9 protein-coding genes are annotated in these 12,703 nt (G+C 65.7%); 6 read left to right on the top strand and 3 right to left on the bottom strand.

What is annotated here, in order from left to right; genetic code table 11:
* Window positions 1–31 precede the first annotated feature (31 nt).
* From MOE34_RS15705 to MOE34_RS15695, 3 genes are all read right to left on the bottom strand, one after another.
* Window positions 32–1,132: a TRAP transporter substrate-binding protein gene (locus tag MOE34_RS15705; protein ID WP_242218354.1), complete on the bottom strand. Its 1,101-nt coding sequence runs from the start codon at window positions 1,130–1,132 to the stop codon at window positions 32–34.
* Between the two features lie 163 nt (window positions 1,133–1,295).
* The gene (locus MOE34_RS15700; protein ID WP_242218352.1) at window positions 1,296–2,492 is read right to left on the bottom strand and encodes an amidohydrolase family protein; all 1,197 of its coding nucleotides are present in this window, start codon (window positions 2,490–2,492) and stop codon (window positions 1,296–1,298) included.
* Between the two features lie 23 nt (window positions 2,493–2,515).
* Entirely contained in the window at window positions 2,516–3,883 is a 1,368-nt protein-coding gene (locus tag MOE34_RS15695) for an amidohydrolase family protein (RefSeq protein WP_242218350.1), read from the bottom strand.
* 156 nt (window positions 3,884–4,039) lie between these two features.
* Between MOE34_RS15695 and MOE34_RS15690 the strand changes: the two genes are divergently transcribed.
* From MOE34_RS15690 to MOE34_RS15665, 6 genes are all read left to right on the top strand, one after another.
* A complete protein-coding gene (locus MOE34_RS15690; RefSeq protein ID WP_242218349.1) occupies window positions 4,040–5,614 on the top strand; it encodes an ABC transporter substrate-binding protein in 1,575 nt (524 codons plus the stop codon).
* Window positions 5,615–5,770: 156 nt separating this feature from the next.
* Entirely contained in the window at window positions 5,771–6,736 is a 966-nt protein-coding gene (locus tag MOE34_RS15685) for an ABC transporter permease (protein ID WP_242218348.1), read from the top strand.
* The gene (locus MOE34_RS15680; protein WP_242218346.1) at window positions 6,736–7,632 is read left to right on the top strand and encodes an ABC transporter permease; all 897 of its coding nucleotides are present in this window, start codon (window positions 6,736–6,738) and stop codon (window positions 7,630–7,632) included. Before MOE34_RS15685 ends, MOE34_RS15680 begins: the two co-directional genes overlap by 1 nt.
* Before the next feature lies 1 nt (window position 7,633).
* Window positions 7,634–9,352, top strand: a complete 1,719-nt coding sequence (locus tag MOE34_RS15675; protein WP_242218344.1) for a dipeptide ABC transporter ATP-binding protein — start codon at window positions 7,634–7,636, stop codon at window positions 9,350–9,352.
* Window positions 9,353–9,364: 12 nt separating this feature from the next.
* The gene (locus MOE34_RS15670; RefSeq protein ID WP_242218340.1) at window positions 9,365–10,807 is read left to right on the top strand and encodes an amidohydrolase family protein; all 1,443 of its coding nucleotides are present in this window, start codon (window positions 9,365–9,367) and stop codon (window positions 10,805–10,807) included.
* Window positions 10,808–10,840: 33 nt separating this feature from the next.
* A complete protein-coding gene (locus MOE34_RS15665; protein ID WP_242218338.1) occupies window positions 10,841–12,319 on the top strand; it encodes an amidohydrolase family protein in 1,479 nt (492 codons plus the stop codon).
* The last annotated feature ends 384 nt before the right edge of the window (window positions 12,320–12,703 follow it).

The following is a 12,703-nucleotide window of genomic DNA, read 5'->3' as shown; positions in this document are numbered from 1 at the left end:
CACTGGGGGCCACCCCGACAGTTTACAGTCATCATGGAGCGTGCGGCTCCGTCGCGAAAAGCGGCTTGAGGTAGATGTTCCAGGTTCGTTCGCATTCCCGGCCGCAGCGTGTGAACCAGCGGGGCAGCACGACGTCCGTCAGGAGCTTGCGCCGGCGGATCTCGTCCTCCGGCGATGTCGGTACGACGGTCATGGCCTTGCGGGCCTTGCCGGAGCAGTCCGCGGCGCCGGCATTGCAGGCCAGGCCCCGCTGCGTATCGGTCCCGGCCTGCGACCAGATCCGCTTCTCCAGCGTGAGAACGCCGCTGCGGATGGTCTCGCGCGCATCGGCGGGCAGGTTTTCCCAATAGGGGCGGTTGACGGCGAAGATCGACACCCCCCAGCTCAGCGCCATGGCATGGACATAGGACGTCACGTCCGGCAGGCCGATTTCGTAGCCGCTGAGGGTTCCCGTGATCGCGCAATCGACGACGTCGTCGCGCAGGCTCGGCATGATGTCGGCAAAGGGAATGCTGACCGGCACCGCGCCCAGCGCCGTCATCAGTTCGGACTGCGCGACCGAGGAGGTGCGGATGCGGCGGCCGTCGAGATCGTTCAGCCCGGTGAACGGCTTGACGCAGAACAGCACCTGCGCCGGATAGGCGTAGACGCCGAGAAGCTGGATATCGTAGCGATCCCGCAGCACCGCTTCCAGATGGGGCCGGTACGCGCCGACCGTGCGCCGCAGCGTCGCCACGTCGGGGTTCAATGCCGGCAGGTCCACGGCGCTCAGTTCCGGCTCGTCGCCGGCGGTGACGCTGAGCAGCACGGTGCCGAAGGAGACGACACCGAGTCGCAGGAGCTGGAGCATTTCCTGGGTGCGCAATCCGCCGGCATCCAGCGGCCGGATGGTTGCGCTGATCCGGCCCTGCGAGAGCTGCCCGATCTCGGTTTCCCAGAAGGGTCGCTCGATCTTGTTGAACTGGGTCACGCCGGCCAGCCCGCCGATGATCTGGAGCCGGACCGGCTCTTCGTCGGTTTGCTGGGCGAAGGCGTTGCCGGCAAGGCCGAAGGCGGCGGCAAGCAGGACGCCCGCCAGCCGTGCAGGAGAGAAGCGGCGCGCGGCAGCGCTCCCACAAATTCGCCCGCTCATTCGTGATCCTCCGGTCGGGGCCTCTCCCCGCGGAAAATCTTCCACTACAGAAGTTAACGGACTTTATGCCGTTTCAGTAGAATGGCATCCGAAACCGTTTCACGGATATAGCGACACTTCTTGATGAACGTCCAATTTCGCGGCAAGAAGGGCGCGGCCGGCGTCACGCTATCGCTGACAGGTCTTCGCTGAGCGTCCCGTCGCGCACGAGAACGCGGCCACGGCGGATCACGGTGCGCTTGTGCGGCGTCAGGGCCACGGCCTCGGCCAGCGTGCGCGCCGGCACCAGCACGAGGTCGCCGAAATCGCCTTCGGCAAGACCGTAGCCGGCAAGGCCGATCCCCTCCGCGCCGCCATAGGTGCAGATACGCGCGGTTTCCATGAGGTCGGCGTCGTTGGTCATGCCGTTGCGCTGAGCGAGATATTTCGCCCGCTCCAGCATGTCGCCGTTGCCCCAGGGTTCCCAGGTGTTCTGTATACCATCCGAACCCGAGGCGACCGTCAGGCCGCATTGCCGCATCAGGCGGAGCGGCAGCGCGGGGGCGGCGGGGCTGCCGACGGTCATCACCGCGATGCGCTCGGCCGCCATGGCTTCGACCAGTCCCTGTTGGCGTGCCGGCTCCAGCATGCCGAGGCAATAGGCGTGGCTGACCATCACGCGGCCCTGCAGGGAGAGGGCGCGGGTGCGCTCGACGATAAGTTCCAGGCAGAAGGCGCCAAGCTCTCCGAGTTCGTGGAGGTGGATGTCGATGGGTTTTTCATGACGGTCGGCAAGGGCGAAGATCGCGTCGAGGTGGCGTACCGGGTCGCGGTCGATGGTGGCCGGGTCGATGCCGCCGACGATATCGGCCCCCGCCCGCATCGCCGCGTCCATTAGGTCGAGGGTGCCCTGGCGGGGCAGCATGCCGCTCTGCGGAAAGGCGACGATCTGGATATCCGCGATCCCGCGCAGCGCCTCGCGGGTTTCGAGCACGCCTTCGATATTGGCTATGCCGATTTCCGTATCGACGTCGACATGGCTGCGGATGTGCAGCACGCCATAGGAAAGTGTCTGCAGGACCTGCCGCGCCGATTGCCGGCGCGCGTCGATGCCGAGTTCGCGCTTGGCCTTGCGGTCGGCGAGGATCCGGTGATTGCGCGTCGGGCCGACGCGGTTCTCGAACCAGTCCATGCCGATCAGCGTCTTGTCGAGATGGGTATGCGCCTCGATGAGGCCCGGCAGCGCGATCTGTCCGGCGGCGTCGATTTCACACGCCGGACGATCGCTGCCGCGCGGGGTGAAGCGTCCGTCGCGAATGAGGAGATCCACGGGAGCGCCGCCCATGGGCCGGGCATTGCGGATAAGAATGTCTGCGGTCATGGCCTTCTCCCGTTCCTTGTTTCTCATGCCAGCCCGGCGCGCTGCATCGCCAGGCGGAAGGCCTTTTCGGCGCGGTCGAGGATGGCGCCCTCGTCGTGTCCGGTCAGCTTGCGTCCCCGCATCAGCACGCGCCCGCCGACGATGGTCGTGTCCACGTCCGCGCCGTTGGCGAAGCGGGCGAGGCGCTGCACCGGATCGACCGGCGGCCACAGATGCGGCTGGCGCATGTTGACGAGCAGGATATCGGCGCGCTTGCCGGCTTCGAGCGAGCCGATCTCGCCTTCCATGGACAGGGCGCGCGCGCCCTCGATGGTCGCCATCTCCAGGAGCTGGAGTGGCGGCAGGACGGTGTCGTCGCGGAAATGGCGGGCGTGGTAGCGATGGGCCTGGAACATGTTGCGGAACATGTCGAAGGAACGGTCGGGCGCGGCGGCATCGGTGCCGAGCGAGACGGTGACGCCTTCGGCCATCAGTTCCGGCGCGGGGCAGCGGGCGGAAACGGACATCAGCGCGCTCGGATTGTGCGCCACCTTCGCGCCCGTGCGCTTCAGCACGGCGCGGTCCGCTTCGGTGAGATCGACGCAATGGGCCAGCAGCGAGTGGCCGTCGAAGAGGTCGAGGCTGGCGTCGTTCGCCGCGACGGAGCCGTCGCGGTGGCCGTCCTGCACGAGGAGCACGCCCTTTTCCCGCGCCAGCCGCCGTGCCGCCCGGCAGAGGTCGAGCACCTGCGCATCTTCCAGTTCCACGGCGTTGAAGACGGGGAGGGAGATGGCAAGGCGGAGCCGGTCGTCGCGCCCCGCCCAGGCATCGATCAGCGCGGCACTGACGGTAAGCTGTTCTGTGGGCGAGACGACGATTTCCTTATACGATCCGTCCTCGTGGGCGCGGTAGACGCTTTCGGCCGAGGGGCGGTTCGGGCCGACCGCGAGTATCTCGCGCACGCCCATCGCGGCGATGGCGGCAAGATGGGCCTCCGCCGCTTCCGCCGCTTCAGTGCGCATGATATCCGGCCCGCCGCCGAACAGCAGGCAGGCGGTGGTCGTGCCGCAGCGGATGCGCTCGGCTGCCGAGAGTGCGGCTTCCGCCGCCCAGAATTCCGGGTCGGCCGCCTCGGCGTAGATGCGGCCGGTGACATTCATCCAGTCCTCGGAATCGTCGCCAAGTCCCTTCGTCAGCATGTGGCCGGCATGGGCGTGGGTGTCGATCAGGCCCGGGATCACCACCATGCCGGTCGCGTCGATGCGCTCGGCGGCGGGAAAGGCCCCGGGCGTTCCCGCGCCGATGGCGGCGATCCGGCCGTTCTCCACCAGCACGTAGCCGTCTTCGAGAATGCGGCGCTCCGCGTCCATGGTGAGGATCGTGCCGTTTTCGATCAACAGGGCCTTCGTCATCCATCTCTCCCGTTATGATTGCATACACCGTTGGCCGGGTAATGCGTGCGAATTCCGATTCCGGTGTCTTGATATTATATGTACGTTATGTACATTCATATTGAAATAATCGTATGCATATTATCGGGAACACGCATACAAATTAGGGAGAGCCTTGTGAAGACCTATATGAAGACCCTCTTGGCGGGCCTTGCCGTGCTGGCGCCGCTATCCACGCCGGCGCTGGCCGAGACGTTCCGCTGGGCGGCCTCCGGCGACGTCATCACCTACGACCCGAACGCCCAGGTCGACAGCTTCACCCAGAGCGTCCAGCATATGGTCTTCGATCCGCTGGTGCGCCGCAACAAGGAGCTGAAGCTGGAGCCGGCGCTCGCCACATCCTGGGAGGTCGTCGAGCCGACCCGTTGGCGCTTCAAGCTGCGCCAGGGCGTGAAGTTCCACGAAGGCCAGCCCTTCAACGCCGACGACGTCGTGGCGACGATCCAGCGCCAGATCGATCCCGGCGCGCGCAACCGCGAGAACCTTTCCGCCGTCACCGGCGTCGAGAAGGTGGACGACTACACGGTCGACCTCATCCTGCGCGGTCCCTATCCGCTGCTTCTCAACGACCTTGCCGCGATCTACATCATGAGCAAGCCGTGGATGACGGAGCATGACGCGCTGAAGCCGGGCAACACGGCGACCGGTGTCGTCACCTACGCCAACAACCACGCCAACGGCACCGGCCCCTTCAAGCTGAAGAGCTACGAGCCGGATTCGCGCTCGGTCTTCGAAGTCAACAAGGAATGGTGGGACACGCCACAGCATAACCTGACGGAAGTGGAATTCCGCCCGATCGCCTCCGACGCGACCCGCGTTGCGGCGCTCCTGTCCGGCGAAGTCGACATGATCGCCCCGGTTCCGCTGCAGGACGTCGACCGCATCGCCGCGACCGAGGGCCTGAAGGTCGTGCAGGATCCGTCGCTGCGCACCATCATGCTGGCGCTCAACTTCAAGAAGGAATTGCATGCCGCGCCCGGCGTGCCGAACCCGATGCTGAACGTGAAGGTGCGTCAGGCGCTCTGGCACGCCATCGATCTCAACACGATCCAGAAGCGTCTGATGCGCGGCAAGTCGCGCGTCGCCGGCATGCTCGTCGCCCCGGCCGTCACCGGTCATGACGACGCCATCGACGTGCCGCTGGAATACGATGTCGACAAGGCGAAGGCGCTGCTGGCGGAAGCGGGCTACCCAGACGGCTTCAAGACGGGCCTTGCCTGCTCGAACGACCGTTACATCGCCGACGAGCAGATCTGCCTCGCCATCTCCTCCATGTGGGCGAAGATCGGCGTGCAGGTCGACCTCAGCGTCGAAAGCAAGACGACCTACTTCCCACGCATGGATAATGGCGAACTCGACGTCTACATGCTCGGCTGGGCCTCGCTTCCGGCCATGGACGGCTATAGCGTCCTCCAGGCGCTGCTCGCCACCAATGACGGTACCTATGGCGGCTCCAATCCGAACGGCCTCTCCGATCCGCGCATCGACGCGCTCACCCGCTCGGCTTCCGTCGAGCTGGATGAGACCAAGCGCGTCGACATGCTGAAGGAAGCCTTCCGCATCACCCATGACGAGGCACTGTTCATTCCGCTGCACCAGCAGCCGGTCGCCTGGGCGATGAGCAACAAGGTCGATATCCCGCAGTTCCCGGACGAATACGTTCGTCCCTGGTTCGCGCAGATCAAGAAGTAAGGGTTTCTCCCGAGGCATGGTCCCGGCTGGCGCGAGCTGGTCGGGACCATCCGCAATCCGGCCGACCCCTGCTGCCCGTGGTGCAGGGAAGATGGAGCGAACGGCCCGGTTTTCCTCCCTTTCGGGCTTGAACGCTCCCTTGCAAGGACCATTGCGATGCTCAGACTTTTCTCGGTGCGGCTGCTCCAGGCCATCCTCGTGATGATCGCCGTGACGGCCATCGCCTTCATCATGTTCCGCTTCGTCGGCGATCCCGTCTCCGCCATGGTGCGCGAAGGCGCCACGCAGGCGGAAAAGGATGCGCTGCGCCTGGCGCTCGGCCTCGACAAGCCGATCCTCGTGCAGTTCTTCGATTTTGTCGGCAAGGTGCTGACGGGTGATTTCGGCACGAGCTTCCGCTACCAGCAGCCTGTCGCCGGCCTGTTGATGAGCCGCCTTCCCGCAACGCTGGAGCTTGTGATCGTCGCCACCGTGATGGCGCTTTCGATCGGCATCCCGCTCGGCGTCCTCTGCGCGCTGAAGCCGAATTCCTTCCTCTCGCGGCTCACCCAGGCGACGACGCTGGTCGGCGTTTCGATGCCCACCTTCGTCACCGGCCTGCTGCTCATCCTCGTCTTCGCGGTCAACCTGCGCTGGCTGCCGTCCTCCGGGCGCGGCGACCTCGTGGACCTCGGCCTCTGGCAGACGGGCTTCCTTACCGTCTCCGGCCTGAAATCGCTGATTCTGCCGTCGATCACGCTGGCGCTCTTCCAGCTCACGCTGATCATGCGGCTGGTGCGCTCGGAGATGATCGACGTGCTGTCGTCGGACTACATCCGCTTCGCCTTCGCCCGCGGCCTGCCGCGCGCCTATATCTACGGCCGCCTTGCGCTGCGCAACGCGCTGATGCCGGTCGTTACCGTCACGGGCCTGCAGATCGGCCAGCTCGTCGCCTTCGCGATCGTCACCGAGACCGTGTTCCAGTGGCCGGGCATGGGCCTGCTCTTCACCAATGCCGTCGGCTATCCCGACGTGCCGGTGCTGGCCGCCTATCTCCTCTTCGTCGGCTTCCTCTTCGTGATGATCAACATGATCGTCGATATTCTCTACACTCTCATCGATCCGCGCCTGAGGACACGATAATGGCCACGCAATCCCTGATGCGCCGGCTTCCGCCGGTTTCCGTGATGATCTCCGGGCTGGTGCTCGCCATCATGCTCGTGCTCGTCGTCTTCGCGCCGCTGATCGCGCCGATGGACCCGCGCGACGTCTCCTCCTATTCGCTCATCGACATGGAGATTCCGCCGGTCTTTATGGAGGGCGGCGATCCGCGCTTCCTGCTCGGCACCGACAACCAGGGCCGCGACCTTGTCTCGGTCATCCTGTTCGGCCTGCGCATCTCCGTCGTCATCGGCCTCGGCGCGGTGTTCTTCGCCGCCGCGCTCGGCGTGATCCTCGGTCTCGTCGCCGGCTTCTTCGGCGGTCTTGTCGACAGCGTCGTCATGCGCATCGCCGATGTGCTCGTCAGCTTCCCGACCATTCTCGTCGCTTTGCTGATCAGCGGCATCGCCCGCGCGCAGCTCAGCGCCGATGCGATGCTCGCCTGGGCGCCGCTGGTCCTCATCTTCTCCATCGCCGTCAACGAGTGGGTACAATATGCCCGCACGGTTCGCGCCTCGACCATGGTGGAAGTGGCGCGTGATTATGTGCGTGCCGCCAAGGTGATCGGCCTGCCCTCCGGCCGCATCATGGGCCGGCACATCCTGCCGAACGTCATGAGCTCGGTCATGGTCATCGCCACGATCAACCTTGCGGGTGCGATCCTGACGGAAGCGACGCTGTCCTTCCTCGGTGCCGGCATGCCGCCGACCTATCCCTCGCTCGGCACGCTCATCCGCATCGGCAACCAGTTCCTGTTCTCCGGCCTCTGGTGGATCGCCGTGATGCCGGCGGCCGTGCTCGTCATCCTCGTGCTCGCCGTCAACATCATCGGCGACTATCTGCGCGACCGCTTCAACCCGAAACTGATGGCCCGCTGAGATGACCGAAACAAAGACCCCCGTTCTCGACATCCGCAAGCTGCGCGTCGAATATCCGCTCGCCAATGGCGGCACGCTGACCGCCGTCAAGGACATCGACCTCCTGATCCGCCCCGGCGAGATCCATGCCCTCGTCGGTGAATCCGGCGCCGGCAAGACCACCGTCGGCAATGCGCTGATGGGCCTTCTCCAGGCCCCGGGCAAGATCGTTTCCGGTTCCATCGAGATCGCCGGCAAGCCGATCGACCTGCGCACCGGCCGCACCGAGGGCATCGTGCCCGGCCGCGATGTCGGCGCGATCTTCCAGGACCCGATGACGAGCCTCAACCCGCTCTTCACCGTGGAAAGTCAGCTTTGCGAAGGCATGCTCGCCCATCTGAAGCTCTCCTCAAGGGAAGCGAAGGCGCGTGCGCTGGAGCTGATGAAGGCCGTCGGTATTCCCGAGCCGGAACGCAGGCTCGGCTCTTATCCGCACCAGCTTTCCGGCGGCCAGCGCCAGCGTGTCGTCATCGCGACGGCACTCGCCTGTAATCCGCAGCTTATCGTCGCCGACGAACCGACCACGGCGCTCGACGTGTCCGTGCAGGCGCAGATCCTCAAGCTGATCCGTGACCTTGCCGACCAGCGCGGCGTCGGCGTGCTGCTCGTCACGCACAATATGGGCGTCGTCGCCGAGATCGCAGACCGCGTCACGATCATGCTGAACGGTGCGGTGGTGGAAAGCGGCTCGGCGCGTGACGTGCTGACCAATCCGCAGGCGCCCTACGCCCGTACGCTGATCGCCGCCGTGCCGCCGATCGAGACGCGGCTCGAGCGCCTGCCGGTGCCGAGCGAGGAAACGAAGGTGACGCTCGATGCGCGCGCCAGCGTGCGCGCCAAGAGCACCAGGAGCGAGACGGGCAGCAAGGACGATGTGGTTCTCTCCGTGCGCGACCTTGCGGTGGAATATGGCGGCCGCTCGATCCTTCCCGGCCGCAAGTCCGCCGTCTTCCGGGCAGTGAAGAGCGTTTCCTTCGATGTTCGCCGCGGCGAGATCTTCGGTCTCGTCGGTGAATCCGGTTGCGGCAAGACCACCGTCGCCAACACCATCGCCGGTCTCGTCACCCAGAGTTCCGGCACCATCGATTTCCAGGGCACGGCGCTTGGTGCGAAACGCGAGAAATCCGTTCGCCAGTCCTTGCAGATGGTGTTCCAGGATCCCTATTCGGCGCTCAACCCGCGCCTGCGCATCAATTCCGCCATTGCCGAGCCGATCCTGTTCTACAAGCTCGCCTCCAACGCGGAAGAAGCCCGGCAGGATGCGAAGACGCTGCTCGAGGCGGTGGGCCTGCCCGCCGATGCGGGCGCGCGCTTCTCGCATGCCTTCTCCGGCGGCCAGCGCCAGCGTATCGCCATCGCCCGCGCGCTCGGCCCGCGCCCGTCGCTGCTGATCTGCGACGAGCCGACTTCGGCGCTGGACGTGTCGGTACAGGCGCAGCTTCTCAACCTGCTCAAGGACCTGCGCGACCTTGCCGGCCTCTCCATGCTGTTCATCAGCCACGATCTCGCGGTAATCCGTCAGATGTGCGACCGCATCGCGGTCATGAAGTCGGGCGAGATCGTGGAGTTGGCGGAGACCGAGACATTGTTCACGGCGCCGAAGCACGAGTACACCAAGGAACTGCTGCGGCTCGCGCCCTCGCTCGACCGCATCCTTTCGCGGCAGACCGCTGCGGAGTGACAGGAGACAGCCATGGCCGACATCCTCATCAAGAACGGCACCGTTATCGCCATCGATCCGGAACGCCGGATCATCGCCGACGGGGCGGTCGCCATCACCGGTGACCGCATCGTCGCCGTCGGCCCGACCGCGGAGGTGGAGGCGGCCCATCCGGCCGGCGAGGTCATCGATGCGCGCGGCATGGCGATCATGCCGGGCTTCGTCGATGCGCATGCCCATGCCGGCCATGGCCTGATCAAGACGCTGGGCGGCGGCAAGAGCGACCCGTGGTATCAGGCGTGCCGCGGCGCCTACACGGTCGGCTCCACGCCGGAATTCTGGTTTGCCGAGGCGCAGCTTGCCGCGCTGGAACGCCTGCGCTTCGGCGTCACGACAGGCGTCTCGCTGCTCGGCGGCGGCGATTCCATCATGCGCACGGACGAGCCGGTCTATGGCGATGCGCATATGGAGGGCGTGCTCGGCATCGGCACACGCTCCGTGGTCGCCGTCGGCACCACGCGCCCGCCGCACCCGCTGACCTATGCCCGCTGGGATGGCGAAACGCGGACCGACTATCCGGTTTCCTTCGACCAGCAGTTCGCCACCTGCAAGACGCTTATCGACCGCTGGCACGGCAGTCATGACGGCCGCCTGCACCTTGCCCTGCTGACGCCGACGCTGCATCGCGGGTATCGGGATGCGGCAGGTGCGGATGAGGCCGTCGAGCAGTCACGCGCGGTCAAGCAGTTCGCGGAAGAACGTGGCCTCGTCTTCACGCAGGACGGTCATACGAAAGGCAGCGTCCGCATCGCGAACGAGATCGGCATTCTCGGCCCGCGCACGCTGCTGTCGCATGCAACGGGGCTGGACGAGGAGGAGATCGCGATCTGCGCCGAGACCGGCACGACCATCGTGCACAATCCGAGCGCTGTCGCCGCCATCCTCGCGCGCTGCCCGGTGACGGAGCTGATCGATGCAGGCGTCACCGTCGTCATCGGTTCGGATGCGACCGCGCCGGATCGTTCGGCGGACATGTTCCGGCACATGCAGCAATGCATGCACTACCACCGCACCCATTTCCACGATCCGAGCTGGCTGCCGCCGGGCAAGGCGCTGGAAATGTGCACCATCGACGCCGCCCGCGTGCTCGGCCTCGAAAGTGAGATCGGTTCGCTGGAGCCGGGCAAGAAGGCCGATGTCATCCTCGTCGACCTGCGCCGCCCGCATCTCTATCCGGTCCATATGCCGGAATTCCGCGTCACCTATTTCGCCAACGGCAACGACGTGCACACGGTCCTCGTCGGCGGCAAGGTGCTGCTGCGTGACCGCAAGCCGCTCCATGTCGATCAGGATGCGGTGCTCGATGCCGCCCAGCGCGAGGCCGATCTGATGATCGACCGTCTGGGCCTGCGTTATGCGCTGGAGACGCCCCGCATGTTCTGGGGCCATAGCCGCGATCTCGACGTTATTGAGTAGTTCCAAATCCGATTGCCAAGACTGGATAGACCCATGACCCTTTCCGACCTCGTCCTCGGCCGCCGCCCGGAAGGCCGCACCGCCCTTTCCGCCCGCTGGATCGTCGCCCATGAAAACGGCCGTCACCGGCTTCTGACCGATGGCGAGATCGTCATCGAGGGGCAGGAGGTCATCTATGTCGGCCCGCGCTTCCCCGGCGAGGTGGCGCGGCGCATCGAGCTTGGTGATACGCTCGTTTCGCCCGGCTTCGTCGATCTCGACGCCCTTTCGGACCTCGACACCACGCTGCTGATGGTCGATTACGGTCCCGGCTGGGCGACGGGTCGCGTTTGGCCGCGCAGCTATGTCGAGCGTGGCCCCTACGAGATGTACACGCCCGAACAGCTCGTCTTCCAGAAGCGCTTCGCCTTCGCGCAACTCCTCCTGAACGGCATCACCTCGGCGCTGCCCATCGCCTCGCTGTTCTACCGCCAATGGGCGGAGACCGTTGCCGAATTCGAAGGCGCGGCGGACGCTGCCGGCGATCTCGGCCTTCGCGTCTGGCTCGGCCCGGCCTACCGTTCCGGCGGCATGATCTGCGAGGCGCCTGGCGTTCTGGAGCCGGTCTTCGACGAGGCGCGCGGCCTCAAGGGGCTTGAGGACGCCATCGCCTTTGCCGGCCGCATCGCCGGTCGTCATGAGGGGCTGGTGCAGGGCATGCTCGCGCCGGACCGGGTGGAGACCTCGACGCTGGCGCTTCTCCAGCGCACCATGGCCGCGTCCGCCGAAATGAGCCTGCCGGTGCGTCTGCACATGGCGCAGGGCAAGATGGAGCGCCAGACCGTCGCCCGCCTGCATGGCACCACGTCGCCTCAATGGATGGCGCGGCACGGTCTGCTCAACGAGCGGCTGATCGCGCCCCATGCGGTGGAGGCCGAGCCGGAAGACCTCGACCTCTACGCCAAGCATGGCGTGACCATCGCCCATTGCCCGCTGGTCTATGCCCGCGGCGGCGAATATCTCAACTCCTTCCGCCGCTGCCGCGATCTCGGCATCCGCATCGGCATGGGCACCGACACGACCCCGCCGGACATGGTGCTCAACATGGCCGTCGCGCTGATGACCGGCCGCATCGCTTCCGGTGAGACGGGCCTTTCCACGGCGGAAGTCTTCGATGCGGCGACACTCGGCGGTGCCGATGCGCTGGGCCGCTCGGATATCGGCCGCCTGCAAGCCGGCTCCAAGGCCGATATCGCGATCTTCGATCTGTCCGATCCGCGCTTCGCGCCCACGGTGGACCCGGTGCAGTCGCTGATCTTCGGCGCGAGCGGGCGGGTGACGCGCGCCGTCTTCGTCGACGGGCGGCTTTCCATGCGCGACGGCGAGGTGGCCGGCATCGATATCAAGGCCGCGCGGCGAGAGGCGCAGGCGCAGTTCGAAGGTCTCCTCGCCAAATATCCGGAGCGCACCTGGGGCCATCCCTCCGTTGAGACGATGTTCCCGCCGACCTATCCGCACCTGAAGGCCGAGTGAGTGAGGAAGCGGTGCAGCATTTGCATAGCTGCATTGCACAATAAATGTTTTCCATCCGATCAAGAAATAGGCATATTGCATACAGCTGATGCACATGGCGGCTTCTCCTCCCAGTGCCGCTGCACCAGCTGTTCCCCTCTGGAGGTTTTTACCTTCACACCTATATGGGCCGCGGTTTTCGCAGGCCCATTTTTTTTGCCTTCCCTACAGGAACAGTGCGCGATAGCTGCGGGGCGACATGCCCGTGCAGGCCGGAGACGACGAGGGCGGCGGTTTTCAGTGCGTGCCCTGTCTCTTCGAGCATTTAGAGGCATGGGCGAGGCGCGGCTGCCGGGATCGTGTCAATAAATAGACCACTAAAAAGGTAGAAAATTATACGCGCCT

Source organism: Shinella zoogloeoides, assembly GCF_022682305.1.
GTDB lineage: Bacteria > Pseudomonadota > Alphaproteobacteria > Rhizobiales > Rhizobiaceae > Shinella > Shinella zoogloeoides_B.
The sequence above is the reverse complement of the archived record's forward strand: the minus strand, read 5'-3'. Positions and strand labels throughout refer to the sequence as shown.

Excerpts from the sequence above, each read along its gene's own strand:
- MOE34_RS15705 (WP_242218354.1), bottom strand. The coding sequence starts at position 1,132 with ATGAGCGGGCGAATTTGTGGGAGCGCTGCCGCGCGCCGCTTCTCTCCT.
- MOE34_RS15700 (WP_242218352.1), bottom strand. The coding sequence starts at position 2,492 with ATGACCGCAGACATTCTTATCCGCAATGCCCGGCCCATGGGCGGCGCT.
- MOE34_RS15695 (WP_242218350.1), bottom strand. The coding sequence starts at position 3,883 with ATGACGAAGGCCCTGTTGATCGAAAACGGCACGATCCTCACCATGGAC.
- MOE34_RS15685 (WP_242218348.1), top strand. The coding sequence starts at position 5,771 with ATGCTCAGACTTTTCTCGGTGCGGCTGCTCCAGGCCATCCTCGTGATG.
- MOE34_RS15680 (WP_242218346.1), top strand. The coding sequence starts at position 6,736 with ATGGCCACGCAATCCCTGATGCGCCGGCTTCCGCCGGTTTCCGTGATG.
- MOE34_RS15675 (WP_242218344.1), top strand. The coding sequence starts at position 7,634 with ATGACCGAAACAAAGACCCCCGTTCTCGACATCCGCAAGCTGCGCGTC.
- MOE34_RS15670 (WP_242218340.1), top strand. The coding sequence starts at position 9,365 with ATGGCCGACATCCTCATCAAGAACGGCACCGTTATCGCCATCGATCCG.
- MOE34_RS15665 (WP_242218338.1), top strand. The coding sequence starts at position 10,841 with ATGACCCTTTCCGACCTCGTCCTCGGCCGCCGCCCGGAAGGCCGCACC.